The sequence below is a fragment of the Flagellimonas beolgyonensis genome, assembly GCF_003992615.1.
Taxonomy (GTDB): domain Bacteria; phylum Bacteroidota; class Bacteroidia; order Flavobacteriales; family Flavobacteriaceae; genus Flagellimonas; species Flagellimonas beolgyonensis.
In genome coordinates this window covers 333,073-352,714 of record NZ_RZMY01000013.1, presented here as the reverse complement: position 1 = coordinate 352,714, position 19,642 = coordinate 333,073, and the positions used below count along the sequence as shown (strand labels likewise).

Sequence of the window (19,642 nt, the reverse complement as noted above, 5' to 3'; positions counted from 1 at the left end):
CTCAAAGTTAAGGAATAGAATTTTTGATCATGACATTTGTCATATTTCAGATATGTTAAGGATGTGTTAAATTAAATTTGAAGATGAAAAAATTCGCCAAAATCATTCTAAATGATGTATCTTATCGAAGTTTTTGGCAGTTAATCGTAAAATTATAAGTTAAGCAAGTCCCAAAGTCACAGAAATACACATGAAAACCCCCATTATTCTAACCCTACTTTGTGCTTTTTTGGCCTTCAATTCACTAACTGCCCAGATTTCCAATCAAGAATCACATAAAGATTTTGTCCAAAATGGGACCAATTTGGACAACCATAAAATATTGAACGCAGCGGTAAAGGCCACTGAATTGGATGCCTTATTGGACAATGCCGGACCATTTACCATTTTCGCACCCTCCGATGCGGCATTCGAGCGTTTTTCCAGTGAAAAGATTTCCGAATTATTGAACTCCAAGGATAAAAGTGCCTTGAAATCATTGCTTACTTATCACATAGTGGCAGGACAGTTGACGGCTTCCCGAATTTTGAGTGCCATGTGCCGGGGGAATGGAAAGGCCAGTTTCACAACGGTACAGGGTAAAAAATTATTGGCACACCTTGATGGTTATGATATTGTGCTGACGGACCCCATGGGGAATACTGCACGCATTACGACTGCGGACCTAAATTCCAAAATTGGGGTGGTCCATGAGATTGACAGTGTGATTCTGCCCACGCAAATGTAATCAACGTAATACGGCTCCCAGCTCTTTCTGGAATTGGGCCAATAATTTGCCCATTATCTTCTCGATTTGCTTATCCGTAAGCGTTTTGTTTTCGTCCAATAGGGTAAAACTCACCGCATAGGATTTTTTGCCTTCAGGTAAGTTCTTGCCGGTATAGACATCGAACAAATTGACCTTTTTCAATAGTTTGTTCTCCGTTTTCCAAGCAAGGTCGTACACCTTTTGAAAAGTAACGGATTCATCCACCAATAAGGCAAAGTCGCGGGTTACTTCTGGGAATTTTGGAATTTCCTTGAATACCTTGTTTTGCGTATTGATGGATTCTAGGATAACGTCCCAATCAAAGTCGGCATAAAGCACTTCTTGTTTTACATCGTGTTTTTTAAGCTCGGCTTTGCCAATCAACCCGAAAGTTGCCAAAACCTTGTCGTTGGCCACATAGGAAACACCTTCAGACAGATGTTCGTCGGTACATGGGTGGCTTTCCAACCAATTGAAACCCAAACGTGCCAAAACGGTATCAACGATACCCTTTAAATAGAAAAAGTCAGTTTTTCTGGAGGGTACCACCCAGCTGTCTTGGTGCCGCTCTCCTGAAATGTAAAGGGCCAAATGCTGTTTTTCTTTATAGGCACCATCGTGCTGATAGGTTTTGCCAAATTCAAAAAGCTTAAGGTCCGTTTTTTGTCGGTTATGGTTGTAACCCACGGTCTGTAGCCCAGAGGATAACATTGACGTCCGTAATACTGAAAGATCGGCACTTAGCGGGTTCAACATCTTTACAGCTGAAGTTGTCTCGGCTTCATTTAAAGAATCAACAGAAACCAAACTGTTGGTCATGATTTCATAAAATCCTTTACCGGCCAACATATCACCGATGATGTCCTGGATCCTGTGGTTCTCAAATCGGGACGTTTTGGCAATGGAGGCATTCAGTTTTTCCTTGAAATCGATATTGTTGTACCCATAGACCCTAAGGATTTCCTCAATAACATCCACCTCACGGGTCACATCCACGCGGTAACTTGGAATCGTCAGACCCAAGCCAGATTCGGTCACATTGTTGATTCGGATTTCCAATGAGGATAAAATCGCCTTGATTTTGTCACGGGGAATCTCTTGGCCAATAAGATTGTTGATCTTATCAAAGGTCAAGAACACTTGCCGGTCCTGGGGCTTCTTTGGATATAGGTCGATGATTTCGGAGCTGATGTAGCCACCGGCAATCTCCCGGATAAGCAATGCAGCACGTTTGAGTGCATATTCGGTAATGTTGATATCAATGCCACGCTCGAAACGGAACGAAGCATCGGTGTTCAACCCATGTCTTTTGGCTGTTTTACGAATGGATACCGGGTCGAAATAGGCGCTTTCCAAAAAGATGGATGAAGTGTGCTCGGTAACCCCGGAATATAAGCCGCCAAATACTCCTGCAATACACATGGGTTTTTCCGCATCACAGATCATTAAATCTTCTTCATGGAGTTCCCGTTCCACATCATCCAACGTGCGGAACTTGGTGCCTGTAGGCAAAGTCTTCACCTCGATTTTGTTTCCCTTGATCTTGGAAGCGTCAAAAGCATGGAGCGGTTGGCCCAATTCGTGCAATACATAATTGGTCACATCCACCACATTATTGATAGGGGAAAGTCCGATGGCCCTTAATCGGTTTTTCAGCCAATCCGGCGATTCCTGTACGATCAAATTGCTGATGGTCAAGCCACAATACCTGGGGGCTCGGTGGCTATCCTTGACCTCTACATCTATTTTAAGGGAGCGGTTATCTATCGAAAAATTACTGGTGGACGGCGTTACCAATTCCTTGATGACCTCCTTTTGTTCCAATCCTGCTTTTAAATCACGCGCCACGCCAAAATGGCTCATGGCATCGGCACGGTTTGGGGTCAGGCCAATTTCGAAAACTTCGTCGTTCTCCGTATCAAACACCTTGGAACATGGGGTTCCCGGTTCAAGTGCCTCATTCAAGATCATAATGCCGTCATGACTGTCACCCAGGCCAATTTCGTCCTCGGCACAGATCATACCCTGGCTTTCCTCACCTCTTATCTTTCCTTTCTTGATTACCCATGCTTCACCTTCCTTGGTATACAGCGTAGTGCCAATGGTAGCTACGGGAACTTTTTGTCCGGCCGCCACATTGGGCGCGCCACATACTATTTGCAGTGGACTTTCCTGTCCTACATCAACCGTGGTAAGTTTTAGCCTGTCGGCATTTGGATGTGGTACACACGTAAGCACATGACCTACCACAATACCCTTCAATCCACCTTTAACTGATTCAAATTGTGAGATACCTTCAACTTCCAGACCTAAATCTGTTAAAAGTTCACCTGTTTTTTGTGCATCCCAATCAATTTGCAAAAATTGCTTCAACCAGTTGTAAGAAATCTTCATACCCCATTTTTAGAGTGGACAAATATAAAACAATAGGGGAACAGATTCAACGGAAATAACCGTCATATGGCGTTTGATGTTGTTTCTTGTCAAATGGTTTTGCTACTTTTAAGAAAAATCTTTCACTAAATGAAAAATACAGTACTGCTGTTACTGGTTGTTAGCCTGTTTATTACCTCATGTAATAAACAGGAAAATACAAGTTTGGCCGTGGGTGATTGGCTTGCCAAAATGGAAGTATCCGAAGGTCAACTATTGCCTTTCAATTTTACCCTTGCCATGGATGCTGATGGGAAGTACACCATGAAAATGTACAATGCAGAAGAAGTGGTTACGGTAGATGAATTCAGTTTTAATGGCGACTCAATCAATATTCGAATGCCCATATTCGAAGGTCACATTTCCGGCACCTATACCGAAAACGAGATTGTTGGGGAGTTTATAGAGGAAAGCAAGGATCGTAGGGTGCCTTTCCACGCCGTGCAGGGACCATCGGAACGCTTTGAAGTGAAAGAGAACGCCAAAGTGAACATTTCAGGCATTTGGGAATCCTATTTTAACGTAAACACTGAAAATGAGTATCCGGCCAAGGGCATTTTTATGCAAAATGGCAATAAGGTAAAAGGCACGTTTCGAACCAATACCGGGGATTACCGGTATTTGGAGGGAGTGGTTTCTGGCGATAGCATGAAATTGTCCGCATTTGATGGTTCACATGTGTTTCTATTTTTGGCCCAAGTAACCGATAGCACCTTGAACGGGAAATTCTATTCCGGCAGGCATGCGGTACAGGAATTTATGGGCGCACGCAACGAGGCTTTTGAACTGCCCGATTCCGACAACCTTACCTACTTGAGGGAGGGCTACGATAAATTTGATTTTTCGTTTCCCAATGCGTCGGGAAAAATGGTGGGTCTTTCCGATCCAATGTTTCGCAATAAGCCCGTGTTGGTACAGATCATGGGTACCTGGTGTACCAATTGCTTGGATGAAACCCGTTATTATGTCGATTTCTTAAAAAACAACCCTGATTTGGATGTCCAATTTGTGGGTCTTGCTTTTGAATATGCCAAAACCGAGGAGAAGGCCTTCGAAGGTATCCGACGGTTACAAGAAAGGGAAGAAGTGACCTATCCCATCTTATTGGCTCAATATGGGACATCCAACAAGCAGAAGGCCAATGAAAAATTGCCCATGCTCAACCATATTTTGTCGTACCCGACCACCATTTACATTGATAGGGAAGGGGAGGTGAAAAAAATACATACCGGCTTCAATGGTCCTGCAACCGGAGAAAAGTTTGAAGAGTTTAAAGAGCAGTTCCGTGCAACCCTGGAAGATTTGACGGGTCAAGAAGTTGCGCAATAACAGCGTTTAAATGATTGTGGATTTGCCCAAATCGATGTTTTCATCGTTCATGTTGAAGTTGTCTTCAATATCAACGATGTTGTGGGCAATAAAATCACCTACCTGATTGGTGCCATATTGACTTTTAGCCTTAAGGTCTGGCGTAACCACACCCTTTTTAAGGCTTTTGTCCACCGCTTTCTTTACGGCCCAAGCTTCTTCATGCAGTCCAAAATGCTCCAATAGCATGGCAGCGGATAAAATGGAGGCAATTGGGTTGGCAATATCCTTGCCCTTGGCTTGGGGGTAAGAACCGTGAATGGGTTCAAAAAGCGCATTTTCCTCGCCAACAGAGGCAGAAGCAAGCAGACCAATGGACCCTCCAATAACACTGCCTTCATCGGAAATAATATCGCCGAACATGTTTTCGGTTAGGATTACATCAAACTGTTTGGGATTGAGAATGATCTGCATGGCCGCATTGTCCACAAACAAAAAGTCCAATTGTACCTCAGGGTAGCTTTCTGCGATTTTGCCCACTACTTTTCGCCACAATCTGGAGGACTCCAGCACGTTGGCCTTGTCAACCAAGGTGACTTTCTTTTTTCTGTTTTTTGCCGCTTTGAAGGCCAAATGGGCCACTCTGCTGATCTCTTCTTCCGAATATTCACAAAGATCGGAAGCGACTGTACCCTCGGCATTCAATTTTTTCTCCCCAAAATAGATACCGCCAGTGAGCTCGCGGTAGATCACAAAATCTGTTCCTGAAATGATTTCTTTCTTCAGGGGCGATTTGTTCAACAAAGTCTGGTGCGACATAATGGGCCGAATATTGGCAAAGAGTCCCAATTCTTTGCGCAATTGGAGCAACCCTTGTTCCGGACGAATCTTGGCTTCGGGGTCGTTGTCGTATTTCGGGTCTCCGATGGCCCCAAACAATACAGCATCTGCCTCTTTGCACAAGCTTAAGGTTGAATCGGGTAGGGGAACTCCTTTTTTGGCGATGGCAATAGCCCCCACGGGAGCTTCTTTGAACGTAAAATGATGATTGAAGACTTCCTCAACGGCCTGTAAACATTTAACCGCTTGATGCAGGACCTCAGGCCCTATGCCATCTCCGGGAAGCAAAGCAATCTTTAGGTTCATAAAAAGGGGAATTAAACAATATTTTGAATGCTGATGTTGCTGGTTTCCACAATTTCATGGATGTCCTCATCAACAATCTCTTTTTTTCTATCCGCGTATTTCAAGAAGTTTTCATAGACCACATCCAACTGAAGCTTGGTCAGTTCGTAACCCACTTTTTTAGCACGATAGGCCAAAGCGGCACGACCACTTCTTGCTGTAAGTACGATGGAGGATTCACTAACGCCCACATCTTTGGGGTCGATGATTTCGTAAGTTTCCCTTTGTTTGATCACACCATCTTGATGGATTCCGGAGCTGTGGGCAAATGCATTGGACCCCACAATGGCCTTATTGGGCTGCACTGGCATTCCCATTTTTTGGGAGACCATTTGGCTGGTGTCCCAAAGTAATTGACTATTGATATTGGTATCCAAGTTCAAATATGGGTGTTGTCTTAAAATCATGACCACCTCTTCCAAAGAGGTGTTTCCGGCACGCTCGCCTATACCGTTTATGGTGCATTCTATCTGCCGCGCTCCGTTGATTACCCCTGCAATGGAATTGGCTGTGGCCAATCCAAGGTCGTTATGGCAGTGGCAGGAAAGGATGGCTTTGTCAATGCCCTTAACGTTTTCTTTTAGGTATTTCATCTTGGCACCGTATTCTTCGGGCAAACAATAACCCGTCGTATCCGGAATGTTTAACACGGTAGCCCCGGCCTTGATGACGGCCTCGCAAACCCTGGCCAAATACTCATTGTCGGTTCGGCCTGCATCCTCGGCATAAAATTCCACATCCTCAACAAAGGTTTTGGCATAGGCAACGGCTTCCACGGCACGCTCAATAATTTTATCCTGTGTGGAGTTGAATTTGTATTTGATATGGGATTCCGAAGTTCCGATTCCCGTATGTATGCGTGGCTTTTTTGCCAATTTGATGGCTTCAGCGGCCACTTCGATATCTTTTTTCACCGCCCTGGTCAACCCACAAACCGTTGCGTGTTTGACCAATTTGGCAATTTCCTGTACAGAGTTGAAATCACCGGGACTGGATATTGGAAATCCTGCTTCAATCACATCAACGCCCAGTTCATCCAAACGATCGGCGATCACCAATTTTTGTTCCGTGTCCAGTTTGCACCCCGGAACTTGTTCTCCATCTCGTAGTGTTGTATCAAAAATTTGTACCTTATCTTTACCCATTATTCCCATCTGTTTTTCTAAGACTTACGAAAATAGAGAAGGAAGGGCGAAGATGAAAAGTAGGCTGGGTCACGTTACAACGTTAAAGCACTTACCGAGTAGTTTAAATAACTGAAATACAATATTTTAAATAATATTTTTTACGATGACAAATGCCCATAAGGATGCGTTGTTCGTGCTGATCAAATCCCTTTCCAAGTCGGAAAAACGCCAATTTAAGCTTTATGTTGGCCGTTTGGGAGTGAACACGGATGCCAAGTTTTTGGCACTGTTCAACTTGTTGGACAAGATGCGGACGTATGATGAACGGCAAATTTTGGACAGCGGAATTGTAAAAAAGGCACAGTTATCCAACCTGAAGGCCCACTTGTACAAACAGATATTGGTCAGCCTTAGGTTGAACCCGGTGAACCAAAATGTGCGCATTCAGATTCGGGAACAGTTGGATTTTGCCACCATTCTTTACCAAAAGGGACTCTACAAGCAAAGCTTGAAAATATTGGATAAGGCCAAATCTTTCGCAATAGAGAACGAGGAAAAGAATGTGGCCTATGAAATCGTGGAGCTCGAAAAAGTAATCGAGACCCAATACATTACAAGAAGTATTCCAGATCGTGCTGATGAGTTGGCTTTACAAGCCAAAGAACTATCCGAACAAAATGTGATGACCAGTAAGTTGTCCAACCTCTCGTTGCAATTGTACAGTATGATGCTGAAGGTGGGCTACGTGCGAAGCGATGAGGATTTGAACAAGGTGAAGTCCTATTTTGAGAAGCATTTGCCCGTTTATGACATCGATACGTTGGGATTTCGGGAAAAACTTTGGCTCTACAAGGCCCATTTATGGTATAGCCTTTTGATCCAGGATTTTCTTTCTGCCTATAAATATGCCAGTAAATGGGTGGACCTGTTTTATGACAACGAACACATGATCGCCTTGAACCCAGTGTTCTTTCTGAAGGGCAACCATTACCTGTTGGAAGCTTTGTTTTTTGTGAAGTATGCATCACAGTTCAAGGAAACATTGGACCGTTTGGAAGCCCAGGTGGAGCACCCGGACTTTCCCCAAAACGACAATATTGCCTCCCTGGCCTTTTTGTATATCAATACCAACAAGTTGAACCTTCATTTTTTGGAAGGTACCTTTGAAAAAGGCCTGTATTTGGTGAATATTATCGAATATGGCATCAAAAAACACCGACAGCGCATAGATGAGCACCACATTATGCTGCTCTATTACAAGATTGCCTGTTTGTACTTTGGAAATGGCGACAATAAAAACTGCATTGTTTATCTGAAGCGGATCATTTCCAACAAGAACCTTAAAATGAGGGAGGATCTCATGTGCTTTGCGCGCGTACTGAGCTTGGTGGCCCATTACGAAGCAGGAATGGACTACCATTTGGAAGTTCAACTTAAAAGCACCTATAAATTCTTGTTGAAAATGAACGACTTGCATGCCGTTCAAAAAGAGATGATCAAGTTTTTGAGAAACCTTGGCGATATTTATCCCACAGACCTAAAAAATGAGTTCCAAAAACTGTACAACGAACTTAAGAAATACGAGAACCATCCGTATGAAAAACGGGCTTTCCTCTATTTGGATATTTTATCGTGGTTGGAAAGCCATTTAGAGAACAAACCGGTGGGACAGATCATTCGGGAAAAGGCTTTGGCGATTACGCGTTAGTGCAGGCATCCCAAACCGGGTCCTCGGGGGGTGGGGCGGTAAAGGTCAAAATTTCCTTGGTCACCGGATGTTGCAATTGGAGTCTTCTTGCATGTAAATGTATTCCCCCATCAGGATTACTTCTATCCGCGCCATATTTCAAATCGCCTTTGATCCAACACCCTATGGCTGTCAATTGTGCCCTAATCTGGTGGTGTCGTCCTGTTTTCAAATCAATTTCCAATAAAAAATAGTTGTTCAATTGTTGTAGCACCTTGTACTCCAATATGGCTTTTTTGCTTTCAGGCACTTCTTTGGAATGGGCGTAGGATTTGTTCTGTTTTGGGTTTCGGACCATCCAGTGGACCAGCGTATCGGTTTCTTTTTCCGGAGGATTTTTTACAATGGCCCAATAGGTTTTCTGGGTACTGCCATCCGCAAACATTTTGTTGAGTCGGGGCAACGCCTTGGAGGTTTTGGCAAACAGCACAATGCCCGAAGTGGGGCGATCTAATCGATGCACCACCCCCAAATACACATTTCCCGGTTTGTTGTATTTCTCTTTTAGGTACTGTTTTACTACATCGCTAAGCGGTGTGTCACCTGTTTTGTCACCCTGAACAATGTCGCCCACACGCTTGTTGATCACAATAAGGTGATTGTCCTCATACAAAACTTGAAGGTTGGAGGGGTTGGATTTATTGGATTCTTGGATATTTGGATTTTTGGACTTCACTTTAGTGTGGATTTGAATTTAGAAGTCATCTTAATAATTGTACTAAGTTTATGCATTAACTCCTCTGTTTTTTCCCCAGATATAAATCCCAAATCATTTGAAATTAACAATTGTGTTTCCAATTCATACATGGAGCCAATGGCGATTTCCAAAAATCTTGAGAAATCTTTATTTGATTTTCTGGAACAACCTTCTGATATATTTGAAGGTATTGAGACCGATGCTCTTCTCAATTGATTAGAAATACCAAACCTTTCTGTTTCTGGAAATAATGAAGTGGTTTGGTATATATCTGAGCAAAATTTTCTGCTCAACCTCCATATTTCCAAATCTTTAAATCGATGCATTTTATTGATTTGTTGGTTATTGGAGGTTGATTTTCAAAAATAAGTCTTCAAATTAAAATCAAGTAATCCAAAAATCCAACCATCAAAATATCCAATTGTCCTAGTAAGATTCATCCTCGCTTGGAAAATCCCTACTTTTCACATCATCCACATATTGTGAAATGGCTTCGCTCATTTCATCATATAGGTTCAAATATCTGCGTAAAAATCGAGGGTGGAATTCGTGGGTCATTCCCAACATATCGTGCACCACAAGCACTTGGCCATCGACCTCGCCACCGGCGCCGATACCAATTACTGGAATCGAAATACTTTCTGCCACTTCTTTCGCCAGTTTGGCAGGAATTTTTTCCAGAACAATGGCAAAACAGCCCAGTTCTTCGAGCAATTTGGCATCTTCCTTCAACTTTTCAGCTTCTTCTTCTTCCTTGGCGCGGACCGTATAGGTTCCAAACTTATAAATGGATTGTGGAGTAAGTCCCAAATGGCCCATCACGGGTATGCCTGCTTCCAAAATGCGGCTAATGGATATCTTGATTTCCGCCCCACCTTCCACTTTAACGGCATGGGCACCGCTTTCCTTCATAATGCGTATGGCAGAACGTAAGGCTTCTTTGGAATCACCTTGGTAACTTCCAAATGGAATATCGACCACGACCAAGGCCCTTTTGGCTGCCCTGACCACGGAAGAGGCATGGTATATCATTTGGTCAAGGGTGATCGGTAAAGTGGTTTCGTGCCCGGCCATTACATTACTGGCCGAATCGCCCACCAAAATGGCATCCACGTTGGCGGCATCCACAATCTTGGCCATGGAATAATCGTAAGCGGTAAGCATACTGATTTTCTCACCGTTTTGTTTCATCTCGACCAAGGATTTTACCGTGACCCTTTTGTATTCTTTTTTTGCAACAGACATTGGCTTATTATTTACTGGTTAAATGTAAGCAGATTTGTTTAATTTGTGTTCCAATCAAAAAACTAAGGCAATGATCAAACAAACCCTTGCAATTGCATTACTCATTATCACCCATGGCGTGAAAGCACAAAGTTCGCAGACCCTTTCCGATTCTGAGGAACAACAAATCAAAAAGGTAGTCGAAACATTCTTTCAAGGCTTTCATAAACAGGATTCCACCATAATTAAAAGCACTGTTGCCGATAACGTGGTGCTCCAGACCACAGGTAGGAATGCTGAAGGCAAGACACAATTTCGAAATGAAGAATTTTCGCAATTCCTTAAATCCATTGTAAGTATTCCGGACAGCATTAAATTTCAGGAAAAATTGACATCCTTTTCCATTCAAGTGGACCGTACCATGGCGAATGCTTGGGTGGGTTATGAGTTTTGGCTGAACGACAAATTCAGTCATTGTGGCATCAATTCGTTCCAAATGGTGAATTTTGATGGGAAATGGAAGATCATCTATTTGATCGATACCCGCGGTAAAGAAGGTTGTTTGGATTAACAATCACTCAAGAACACCCCTACGGCCAAGCCGCCCTCTGAGGTTTCCTTGTATTTGGAGCTCATATCCTTTGCGGTCTCCCACATGGTGTTCACCACCTTATCCAAAGGTACTTTTGCATCTTTCGGGTCGGTGTCCAGCGCCAATTCTGCAGCATTTATGGCCTTTATGGCACCCATGGCATTCCGTTCGATGCAGGGCACTTGCACCAATCCGCCAATGGGATCACAAGTTAGTCCCAAGTGATGTTCCATGGCAATTTCGGCCGCGATCAATACCTGTTCGGGCGAACCGCCCATCAATTCGGTAAGTCCTGCTGCCGCCATGGCCGAGGAGACGCCAATTTCTGCCTGACAGCCTCCCATAGCCGCCGAAATGGTGGCCCCTTTTTTGAAAATACTGCCCACTTCGCTGGCTACCAATAAGAATTGCTTGACATCGTCAAAATTGGCATCGTGGTTTTCGATCACCATATAGTACATGAGCACAGCGGGAATAACCCCAGCACTGCCGTTGGTGGGTGCGGTGACCACTCGGCCCAGAGAGGCATTGACTTCATTGACAGCCAATGCAAAACAGCTCACCCATTTTATGATTTGGCGAAAACGAACTTCGGTGTCACGGATGCTTTCCAACCATTCCTGGGGGTTGGAGTAGGGCACATTGCCCTTCAGTTTTTGATGGATCTCGAAAGCCCTTCGTTTTACATTGAGTCCACCGGGCAATTTTCCTTCGGTATGGCAGCCCACGTACATGGATTCCAACATGGTATTCCAAATGTGGTGGATGCCTGCATCTATCTCTTCGGCCGTGCGGAGGGAAAGTTCGTTGGCCAAAACAATTTCGGAGATGGATTTTCCTTCCGATGCGCAGCATTGCAACAGTTCATTTCCCGTAGTTATGGGAAATGGGAACGCACTAAAAGTGACATCATTTTCTTTGGAGTGGGTCAATTCTTCCTTCACCACAAAGCCGCCACCAATCGAATAATAGGTTTCCGAAATAGAGCTGCCATCGGTCAAAGTAGCCTTGAACCGCATACCATTGGCATGAAAGGGCAAGAATTTTCGTTTGAACTGGATATCCGAATCAAAATCAAAAGGAATCTCACGTTTACCACCAAAATGCAATACACGGTTTTGCTTCACTTGCTCCATTAAAGTATTGATGCCATCGATGGGAACCGTCACGGGGTCCGTGCCCAACAACCCCATCACCACGGCAACGTCGGTGGCATGCCCTTTTCCGGTCAAAGACAAGGATCCGTACAAATTGACACTGATGCGCTCCACAGCATCAAAAGCCTGTTGCTCCTTCAACTCTAAAATCCAACGTTCGGCGGCACGCCATGGTCCCAGGGTATGTGAACTGGAAGGGCCGACCCCAACTTTGAGCATATCGAACACACTAATGCACTCCATGTAATCAGTTTAAAGCTCCAAATATAACGCGCCGACCAATACAATATTGAGAAATTCAAAAAATTGGGATGCTTATTTTGGGATTCTGTCAATAGTACTTGAATTTCAGCTGGTTTTATGACGCATTTTTAAAATGTATGACACCTTGTCAGATTCGAGGTCATGGCACGAACATTGACATTTTAAGACCGAGAGAAATTAATTTTTAAACAGATATAACTTTAGATACAATGAGCAAGATTATAGGTATAGACTTGGGTACGACCAACTCCTGCGTCTCTGTAATGGAAGGTAACGAACCGGTGGTGATCCCGAATGCCGAAGGTAAACGTACCACTCCTTCCATGATTGCATTTGTGGAAGGTGGGGAGATAAAGGTTGGTGATCCAGCTAAAAGACAAGCGGTAACCAATCCACACAAAACAATTTATTCCATTAAACGATTCATGGGGAACAAATACTCCGAATCGCAAAAGGAAGCGGAAAGGGTTCCGTACAAAGTGGTGAAAGGCGATAACGATACCCCACGTGTGGATATCGACGGTCGTTTGTACACCCCACAGGAGCTTTCGGCCATGATCCTTCAGAAAATGAAGAAAACGGCCGAGGATTATTTGGGACAGGATGTGACCAGGGCGGTAATTACCGTTCCTGCCTATTTTAACGATTCACAAAGACAAGCCACCAAGGAAGCCGGTGAAATTGCCGGACTTACCGTGGAGCGAATCATCAACGAGCCAACCGCCGCCTCTTTGGCCTATGGTTTGGACAAAAAAGATACCGATCAGAAAATTGTAGTTTTCGACTTTGGTGGTGGTACGCACGACGTTTCCATCCTAGAGTTGGGCGATGGCGTTTTTGAAGTATTGGCAACCGATGGTGATACCCACTTGGGTGGTGACGACGTTGACCAAAAGATTATTGACTGGTTGGCCGAAGAGTTCAAGAAGGATGAAGACATGGATCTTCGCAAAGATCCCATGGCATTGCAACGATTGAGGGAAGCTGCTGAGAAAGCCAAAATAGAATTGTCTTCTTCCGCACAGACCGAAATCAATTTGCCCTATGTTACCGCAACAGCTTCAGGACCAAAACACTTGGTGCGCACGTTGTCCAGGGCCAAATTTGAGCAGTTGATCGCCGATTTGGTAAAAAGAACGATAGAGCCTTGTGAAAAAGCATTGAAATCTGCAGGACTTTCCAAAAGCGATATTGACGAAATTATTTTGGTAGGTGGTTCTACCCGTATCCCTGCAGTACAGGAAGCGGTTGAAAAATTCTTCGGCAAAAAACCTTCCAAAGGGGTTAACCCCGATGAGGTAGTGGCCGTTGGTGCCGCAATCCAAGGTGGTGTATTGACCGGGGACGTGAAGGATGTATTGCTATTGGACGTTACCCCACTTTCTTTGGGTATTGAAACCATGGGTGGTGTAATGACCAAGTTGATAGAGTCCAACACTACTATCCCGACCAAAAAATCACAAGTGTTCTCCACTGCTGCGGACAATCAGCCTTCGGTAGAGATCCATGTGTTGCAAGGAGAGCGCCCCATGGCGACCGATAACAAAACAATCGGTAGGTTCCACTTGGATGGTATTCCACCAGCACCAAGGGGTACGCCTCAAATTGAAGTAACCTTCGATATCGATGCCAACGGTATCATTAAGGTTTCTGCAACTGACAAGGCTACAAATAAGACCCAGGATATCCGAATTGAGGCTTCCTCCGGATTGACCGAGGAAGAAATCAAAAAGATGAAAGCCGAAGCCGAAGCCAATGCCGAAGCCGACAAAAAGGCCAAGGAAACCGCGGATAAGTTGAACGAGGCCGATGGAATGATCTTCCAAACAGAAAAGCAATTGAAAGAATTTGGTGATAAATTGTCCGATGACAAGAAAAAACCAATCGAAGATGCTTTGGAAGAATTGAAGAAAGCCTACGAGAGCAAGGACCTTGCGGTAATTGAGCCCGCTTTGAACAAGATCAACGAAGCTTGGAAAGTAGCTTCCGAGGAAATGTACAAAGCCCAAGCAGATGCGGCCCAAGCAAACGGTCAAGATGCTTCTGCTGGAGCGGATAGTGCTGCCGGCGGAGCCACAGAAGGTGACAATGTGGAAGATGTTGACTTCGAAGAAGTGAAATAATTCCAATTGAACATAAGATCGATAATAAAAAACCCTGACGCGAGTCAGGGTTTTTCTTTTGCAATAAGCTTAAATACTAAGCAGCATTGAGTTGCCGCAATTCGATTTCCTTCAGCTTTTGCAGGGCCTCCGATTTGGAATTCACGTTTAGCTTTACATAAATATTCTGAATGTGAAAGTTGACCGCACTTGGAGTAACACACAATTTGTCCGCGATCATTTTATAGGTAAATCCCTGGGTCAATAATTCAATGATTTCATTTTCTTTTCTCGAAAAAGAGTCAAACGATTTGGTCTGGAACGAGTTGATAATCTTTTTGGCCACGTCCAGTTCCAGGGCGACCCCATGTTGGCCCAAAGCATCCAGGGCACGTAACACCCTTTCCTTGGTCAATGGTTTGATCAAGAAACCACAAGCACCTTTTTTAAAGGCCTCTTTGATGAGCTTGAAATCATTTTTTTGGCTCATCATCAATACCTGTAGGTTTTCATTCTTTTTGTAAAAATACTCCAGGCCGTCAATGCCCGAGATACCGCTCAATTGGGCTTCGCACAAGATGATGTCCGGATTTTGTTGTCCAAAATCGGACAATAGCTGTTGCACCGATCTGTAGGTGCCCAACAGTTCATAGCTTTCATTTGCTTCAAAATAAGTAGGGTAAATGGGAGCGAGCGCATCATCATTGTCGATGATGGCAATTTTTAATGTGTTAGTTTTCATGATAAGAAAGATTAGGGGGATAACAATCAATTACATTTTTTTCAATTTAAAGGGTTGAATAGGGCATGGGCGCCCTGTACCACAGTCTTGAACCAATGGTTAAAGGTGTTGAAAAGCTGGCCATGAACCACTGGTAACAGTTTCAGGACCAACTATTCAGCCCAAAGCATAGCTCAAGCTGGGTTTAATCCCTAAAGGGATTAAGAACAAAAAATAGCGTTTGGAAGAGGTAGGATTACCGTCTTAGCAAAGTAGGTGGTAAATGTCTTTTGGGACTCCTTTTTTCCGAGAATTGTAGTTTTTTTTCATGACTAATAGATTTGGGATCGTATTATTTCAAGAGTCAAATTAGAATTTTTTTAGTACCGATGGTATTTTTTGTAGTGTTTTTCGTTCAACTGCACGTTTAGTGAATCTACCATGGGTGTCAGGAGAAGTAAGATTTAGTATTTAAACAATTGAAATTCAGAAATATATAAACAAAAAATAGGGTGCTGTCCCATAAGCACCCTATTCTTGGTAAAATCGGTCAGATTGAAATAATACAACCCGCTTTCTATGATAGACGTTCAGTTCCCCCTGTCTTTCTTATCATGTGGTCTTGTGCGTTTCGAATCTCGGCTATGAAACAGCATCAATTGACACTTTCAGGTATGGTTGACCGATTAATATAGTTAGTTATCTGAGTATATTTTATTGATCCTCGAAAGAGGTGTCCGCATATTTGTGGCCACTGCTTTCAATGGCATTCTGCAGATCGCTATTCCTTTCGGCAACGTCGTTGTACGAATCCTGCTTATTGGAACGTCCGTATGCCACGGTATATTGTGATATGGTATTGTTGAATCCTCTATTGGATACCACGAATCCTAATTTTTTCTCCGGGCTCAGTTGAATGGCATACTCATCACTGCTGCTGTTGATGTGGTCACCAAGGTTAACCGCTTTGGTCAACGAGTTCTGCACCACTTGTGTTGCATAAAGGTCCAATCCACCATAGCCGTCACGACCTTCGGATGCAAAGAACAATAAGGTGCCATTGTACAAGCTTGGATATAGTTCATCCTCCTTGGTATTCACCTTTGGCCCTAGGTTTTTGGAAACGCCCATGCTGCCATCAGCATTGATGTCGGCCACATAAATGTCGTATTTACCATAGCTTCCTCTCATGTTGGACGCAAAGAACAAACGCTTTCCATCTTCGGATACTGTAGGGTGCTTGGCCGAATAATGTTGTGGGCAAACCTCCAATTTGGTTACATTGGTCCATTTTCCGTTTACATTCTCTGCTCTGTAGATTTCATGGATCAACTCTTTTTTGGAGAAAACACCATAAAGTGGCTTTTGATAGGTTGCCTTACTAAAATAGGCTGTTTTTCCATCTTGGGTGATGGACATGGATGGCATGTATCCTTCGGTACTGGAAACACTACCATCAATATTTTCATTGATAAACTCCGCTGCCATTTGACCAAAAGTGGTTTGTGCAGTGATCAACATTCCGATAACAAGTAGGTTGTAAAAGATTGAACGTGTCATGATGTATAGATTTGGGGGTTAATACATCACAAAGATCAAAAAGAATTGAACCGAATACTTATGAATTTTTCATAGGTTTTTGATTTTAACGACTAAAATGTGCAGTTTATCGAATATTTTTTAGGTGAATTGCGCATATTGAAGTCGAAAATACCGGTTATCGGACTTTTTGGACCGTTTAACTCGAGGCTACCCTATTGATTTTCAGTGATCTTATTACAGAACAATGAAAAAGTCCCGAAGTCCGGTCAAAATACTTTGTACGGCGTAGGAAGCCAAAATCAATCCCATTACCTTACTGATTACGGTTATCCCATATTCCCCAATCCTTCGCTGAACCAGATTGGCGGTCAACAAAATGGCCATGGTGAGCAATACCACCAGCAGGACCAAGAATGTGGTCATGGCCTGCTGCTGGATCGTATAGATATGATTATCGGTCAACAGCACCACTGCCATGATCGCACCAGGCGATGCAATGGAAGGAATGGCCAATGGGAAGACTGTTACGTGACGGTAATCCGTGATCCTATGTTTTTCGGATTGGGGCTTTCCTTCGCCAAAGATCATGGTAAGGGCAAATAGAAAAAGAATGACCCCTCCTGAAATCTGAAAGGCGTGCAAGGTAATCTCCATCCCTTCCAAAATAATTTGACCCACTACAATGAAAAACAGCAAAATGAGAAATGCCACAAGGGAAGCCCGTATGGCCACTTTCTTTTTGTGTTTCCCATCCAACTGTTTGGTGGCTTCCAAATAAACAGGCACAGAACCCAATGGGTCGATTACCGCAAACAGGAAAAGCATCTTGGTAATGATTTCAGCTATCATGGAATTACTTTGTTCCCAAAAGTAGCAATCTAGTTTTGATTCCCGATAAAAATCCAAATCGTCATTTAATGGAATATTGGGGAAGCAAATCTTAGAAAATACAAATTTGCAGGCACGAGTCTATCTAAAAAGGGAAGGAGATTCACCCCTATCTTTTAAAAAGTTTCAGGTATTGCATCATAAAGTGCAGATCCCTGCCAAGGGTAAGGAAGTTATACTTTGATTTTGATGAACGGAATTTGATTGCGATGCAACCATGCCAAGAGGCTACAGCAAATGAAGGTAATCAGTGCCAATATGAACAAAGTGCCGCCATCGTTCTGAACCACGATGCCCAATTTGGTCACGTGTGAAAATAGTGCTCCTGCCATAATGCCCAATCCAAGCAATGCCCCAAGCCATGTGGTTCGTGGCACAACAAGGAGTATGGCCACGATCAATTCCAGCACGCCCAACCCAATTCTTCCATAGGGCTCAAGACCAAGTGTGGAAAAAATATAAACCGATTCAGGTGCTGCCGTGAACTTATACAATAAGGTTTGAAGAAGGATAATGGCGGGAATCCATTTTAATAAAATGCGGAAGAGGGATTGAAACTTCATAATGGACGTGTTACAGTTAATGGGAATTTGGTCGTACGATTTGTATCCAAATGACAACAGATCGCCAAAAAACAGATTTTCGGTGTATTTTCTTCCGAATAGATGGATTAAGGAACAACATCATTCCTTAGTTTTGACGCATGAATAAATGCATTTGGCCTTTAGTCTTGATTTTAGTTGTAGTGCAGGCATGTTCACAACGTCCCTGGCTGTCTGGTACCATCAAGAATTCCCAAAACAGTGAATGGCAACCAAAGGTTTATCTAATACGCCCTAATTTGTACAAAGAAGTGGGCCAGAGTTTTGTGGGTGAGGTTTTGGATTCCACCAACATAAATCCAGATGGAACCTTTGAATTTTTGGGTACACCTAAATTGAATGGGCCTACATTTCTGGAAGTGGCAGTGCAAAAACTTGGGGACAGGTACCCTAATCGATTGTTGAATGAAAATCCGCAAACCGATAATTATTTTCCTTTGATGGTAGACCCTGATATGCCTATGGTGATCAATGCTACGATAGATCGTTTTCAGGCCAGTTTTTCCATTCAAGACCCTTCATTGGTAAATAAGGAAATCCTTGATCTTAGGAATAAGCGGTTGGCCGCTTATGAAAAGTTTAAGCAATCCAACGCGATGAAAACAGCTTCGGATGAGCAGTTGTTGGAGCGGGAGCGGGCCTTATTGGATTATCAATTGGAAATCTTAGACTTTACCGATACACTGCAGGAACCCATCTCGGCTTTGATAGCCATTAAATGGGTAAGTCCCGAAGGTGATTTTGAACGATTGCCCGAGGCATTGTTCAAACAGGCCCAAAAATGGAGTTCCATTGCACCAGACGATCCTTGGGTGCAAGAATTAATGGAGATTGCGGACAAAAGTCAATTGCCCATGATGTTGGGAGACACGATTCCTAACCTAATCTTGCCCACACATGCCGAAGGCGACATTTCATTACATGATTTTTTGACGGATAAAAAATTGGTGGTATTGGATGTTTGGGCTTCTTGGTGTGCCCCCTGCCGTGTTGAAAACCGAAACATATTAGTACCGCTTTGGGATACTTATCATTCCAAAGGTTTCGGGATACTGGCCTATGGCCTCGAAAGCAATAAAACAGCATGGGAAAAGGCCATTGAAAAAGATGGAGCTTTCCGGTGGACACACACCTCCCATTTGCAAGGTGATCAAAACCCATTGATGGATGCACTGCGTTTACGGACCATTCCAGCCAATTTTATTTTGGATGAAAAAGGAAAAATATTGGCCAAAAATCTTCATGGAGCGGAGTTGGAAGTCTTTGTCGACGAGTATATGGGAAGCCATTGATTATTCAAACTTT

17 protein-coding genes are annotated in these 19,642 nt (G+C 43.4%); 6 read left to right on the top strand and 11 right to left on the bottom strand.

Annotated elements, in window-relative coordinates; genetic code table 11:
- Positions 1-190 precede the first annotated feature (190 nt).
- Entirely contained in the window at positions 191-727 is a 537-nt protein-coding gene (locus EO131_RS08310; RefSeq protein ID WP_127020746.1) for a fasciclin domain-containing protein, read from the top strand.
- On the opposite strand, the gene pheT is transcribed toward EO131_RS08310, so the two are convergent.
- Positions 728-3,142 (bottom strand): phenylalanine--tRNA ligase subunit beta, encoded by a 2,415-nt coding sequence (pheT, locus tag EO131_RS08305; protein WP_127020744.1) that lies wholly within the window; start codon positions 3,140-3,142, stop codon positions 728-730.
- Positions 3,143-3,271: 129 nt separating this feature from the next.
- On the opposite strand from pheT, the gene EO131_RS08300 reads away from it, so the two are divergent.
- Positions 3,272-4,510, top strand: coding sequence for a peroxiredoxin family protein (locus EO131_RS08300; RefSeq protein ID WP_127020742.1), 1,239 nt, complete (start codon positions 3,272-3,274; stop codon positions 4,508-4,510).
- Between the two features lie 6 nt (positions 4,511-4,516).
- On the opposite strand, the gene leuB is transcribed toward EO131_RS08300, so the two are convergent.
- A complete protein-coding gene (gene leuB / locus EO131_RS08295) occupies positions 4,517-5,635 on the bottom strand; it encodes a 3-isopropylmalate dehydrogenase (RefSeq protein WP_127020740.1) in 1,119 nt (372 codons plus the stop codon).
- An 11-nt stretch (positions 5,636-5,646) separates the two neighbouring features.
- Entirely contained in the window at positions 5,647-6,819 is a 1,173-nt protein-coding gene (locus EO131_RS08290) for a 2-isopropylmalate synthase (protein ID WP_127020738.1), read from the bottom strand.
- A 145-nt stretch (positions 6,820-6,964) separates the two neighbouring features.
- On the opposite strand from EO131_RS08290, the gene EO131_RS08285 reads away from it, so the two are divergent.
- On the top strand, positions 6,965-8,509 hold the full coding sequence (locus EO131_RS08285; RefSeq protein WP_127020736.1) for a hypothetical protein: 1,545 nt from the start codon (positions 6,965-6,967) through the stop codon (positions 8,507-8,509).
- Here EO131_RS08285 and EO131_RS08280 read toward each other — a convergent pair.
- The 3 genes from EO131_RS08280 to panB all read right to left on the bottom strand — a co-directional run bounded on the left by EO131_RS08280 (position 8,499) and on the right by panB (position 10,490).
- On the bottom strand, positions 8,499-9,224 hold the full coding sequence (locus tag EO131_RS08280; protein WP_127020734.1) for an RluA family pseudouridine synthase: 726 nt from the start codon (positions 9,222-9,224) through the stop codon (positions 8,499-8,501). The genes EO131_RS08285 and EO131_RS08280 overlap by 11 nt on opposite strands.
- Positions 9,221-9,571 carry a four helix bundle protein gene (locus EO131_RS08275; protein ID WP_127020732.1) on the bottom strand — a complete coding sequence of 117 codons (351 nt, stop codon included), beginning with the start codon at positions 9,569-9,571 and terminating at the stop codon, positions 9,221-9,223. The genes EO131_RS08280 and EO131_RS08275 overlap by 4 nt, the downstream gene beginning before the upstream one ends.
- A gap of 100 nt (positions 9,572-9,671) precedes the next feature.
- On the bottom strand, positions 9,672-10,490 hold the full coding sequence (panB, locus tag EO131_RS08270) for a 3-methyl-2-oxobutanoate hydroxymethyltransferase (protein ID WP_127020730.1): 819 nt from the start codon (positions 10,488-10,490) through the stop codon (positions 9,672-9,674).
- A gap of 70 nt (positions 10,491-10,560) precedes the next feature.
- On the opposite strand from panB, the gene EO131_RS08265 reads away from it, so the two are divergent.
- Complete coding sequence (locus tag EO131_RS08265; RefSeq protein WP_127020728.1) at positions 10,561-11,040, top strand: nuclear transport factor 2 family protein; 480 nt, start codon at positions 10,561-10,563, stop codon at positions 11,038-11,040.
- Here the strand turns inward: EO131_RS08265 and EO131_RS08260 are convergent.
- Complete coding sequence (locus tag EO131_RS08260; RefSeq protein WP_127020726.1) at positions 11,037-12,461, bottom strand: L-serine ammonia-lyase; 1,425 nt, start codon at positions 12,459-12,461, stop codon at positions 11,037-11,039. The two genes, EO131_RS08265 and EO131_RS08260, sit on opposite strands and share 4 nt — an antisense overlap.
- A gap of 230 nt (positions 12,462-12,691) precedes the next feature.
- Between EO131_RS08260 and dnaK the strand changes: the two genes are divergently transcribed.
- Positions 12,692-14,605: a molecular chaperone DnaK gene (dnaK, locus tag EO131_RS08255; RefSeq protein WP_127020724.1), complete on the top strand. Its 1,914-nt coding sequence runs from the start codon at positions 12,692-12,694 to the stop codon at positions 14,603-14,605.
- Positions 14,606-14,681: 76 nt separating this feature from the next.
- Here the strand turns inward: dnaK and EO131_RS08250 are convergent, their stop codons facing one another.
- The 4 genes from EO131_RS08250 to EO131_RS08235 all read right to left on the bottom strand — a co-directional run bounded on the left by EO131_RS08250 (position 14,682) and on the right by EO131_RS08235 (position 18,298).
- Positions 14,682-15,326, bottom strand: coding sequence for a response regulator transcription factor (locus tag EO131_RS08250; protein WP_127020722.1), 645 nt, complete (start codon positions 15,324-15,326; stop codon positions 14,682-14,684).
- Between the two features lie 693 nt (positions 15,327-16,019).
- A complete protein-coding gene (locus tag EO131_RS08245; RefSeq protein WP_127020720.1) occupies positions 16,020-16,865 on the bottom strand; it encodes a TolB-like translocation protein in 846 nt (281 codons plus the stop codon).
- Between the two features lie 216 nt (positions 16,866-17,081).
- Positions 17,082-17,693: a MarC family protein gene (locus tag EO131_RS08240; protein ID WP_127021398.1), complete on the bottom strand. Its 612-nt coding sequence runs from the start codon at positions 17,691-17,693 to the stop codon at positions 17,082-17,084.
- A 215-nt stretch (positions 17,694-17,908) separates the two neighbouring features.
- Entirely contained in the window at positions 17,909-18,298 is a 390-nt protein-coding gene (locus EO131_RS08235; protein ID WP_127020718.1) for a DoxX family protein, read from the bottom strand.
- Positions 18,299-18,576: 278 nt separating this feature from the next.
- Here EO131_RS08235 and EO131_RS08230 point away from each other — a divergent pair, with 278 nt between their 5' ends.
- Complete coding sequence (locus EO131_RS08230; RefSeq protein WP_164731652.1) at positions 18,577-19,629, top strand: TlpA family protein disulfide reductase; 1,053 nt, start codon at positions 18,577-18,579, stop codon at positions 19,627-19,629.
- Positions 19,630-19,642: the final 13 nt, after the last annotated feature.

Bases quoted from the DNA above. Each gene is read 5' to 3' on its own strand.
- EO131_RS08310 (WP_127020746.1), top strand. From the start codon at position 191: ATGAAAACCCCCATTATTCTAACCCTACTTTGTGCTTTTTTGGCCTTC.
- pheT (WP_127020744.1), bottom strand. From the start codon at position 3,142: ATGAAGATTTCTTACAACTGGTTGAAGCAATTTTTGCAAATTGATTGG.
- EO131_RS08300 (WP_127020742.1), top strand. From the start codon at position 3,272: ATGAAAAATACAGTACTGCTGTTACTGGTTGTTAGCCTGTTTATTACC.
- leuB (WP_127020740.1), bottom strand. From the start codon at position 5,635: ATGAACCTAAAGATTGCTTTGCTTCCCGGAGATGGCATAGGGCCTGAG.
- EO131_RS08290 (WP_127020738.1), bottom strand. From the start codon at position 6,819: ATGGGTAAAGATAAGGTACAAATTTTTGATACAACACTACGAGATGGA.
- EO131_RS08285 (WP_127020736.1), top strand. From the start codon at position 6,965: ATGACAAATGCCCATAAGGATGCGTTGTTCGTGCTGATCAAATCCCTT.
- EO131_RS08275 (WP_127020732.1), bottom strand. From the start codon at position 9,571: ATGCATCGATTTAAAGATTTGGAAATATGGAGGTTGAGCAGAAAATTT.
- panB (WP_127020730.1), bottom strand. From the start codon at position 10,490: ATGTCTGTTGCAAAAAAAGAATACAAAAGGGTCACGGTAAAATCCTTG.
- EO131_RS08265 (WP_127020728.1), top strand. From the start codon at position 10,561: ATGATCAAACAAACCCTTGCAATTGCATTACTCATTATCACCCATGGC.
- EO131_RS08260 (WP_127020726.1), bottom strand. From the start codon at position 12,461: ATGGAGTGCATTAGTGTGTTCGATATGCTCAAAGTTGGGGTCGGCCCT.
- dnaK (WP_127020724.1), top strand. From the start codon at position 12,692: ATGAGCAAGATTATAGGTATAGACTTGGGTACGACCAACTCCTGCGTC.
- EO131_RS08250 (WP_127020722.1), bottom strand. From the start codon at position 15,326: ATGAAAACTAACACATTAAAAATTGCCATCATCGACAATGATGATGCG.
- EO131_RS08245 (WP_127020720.1), bottom strand. From the start codon at position 16,865: ATGACACGTTCAATCTTTTACAACCTACTTGTTATCGGAATGTTGATC.
- EO131_RS08235 (WP_127020718.1), bottom strand. From the start codon at position 18,298: ATGAAGTTTCAATCCCTCTTCCGCATTTTATTAAAATGGATTCCCGCC.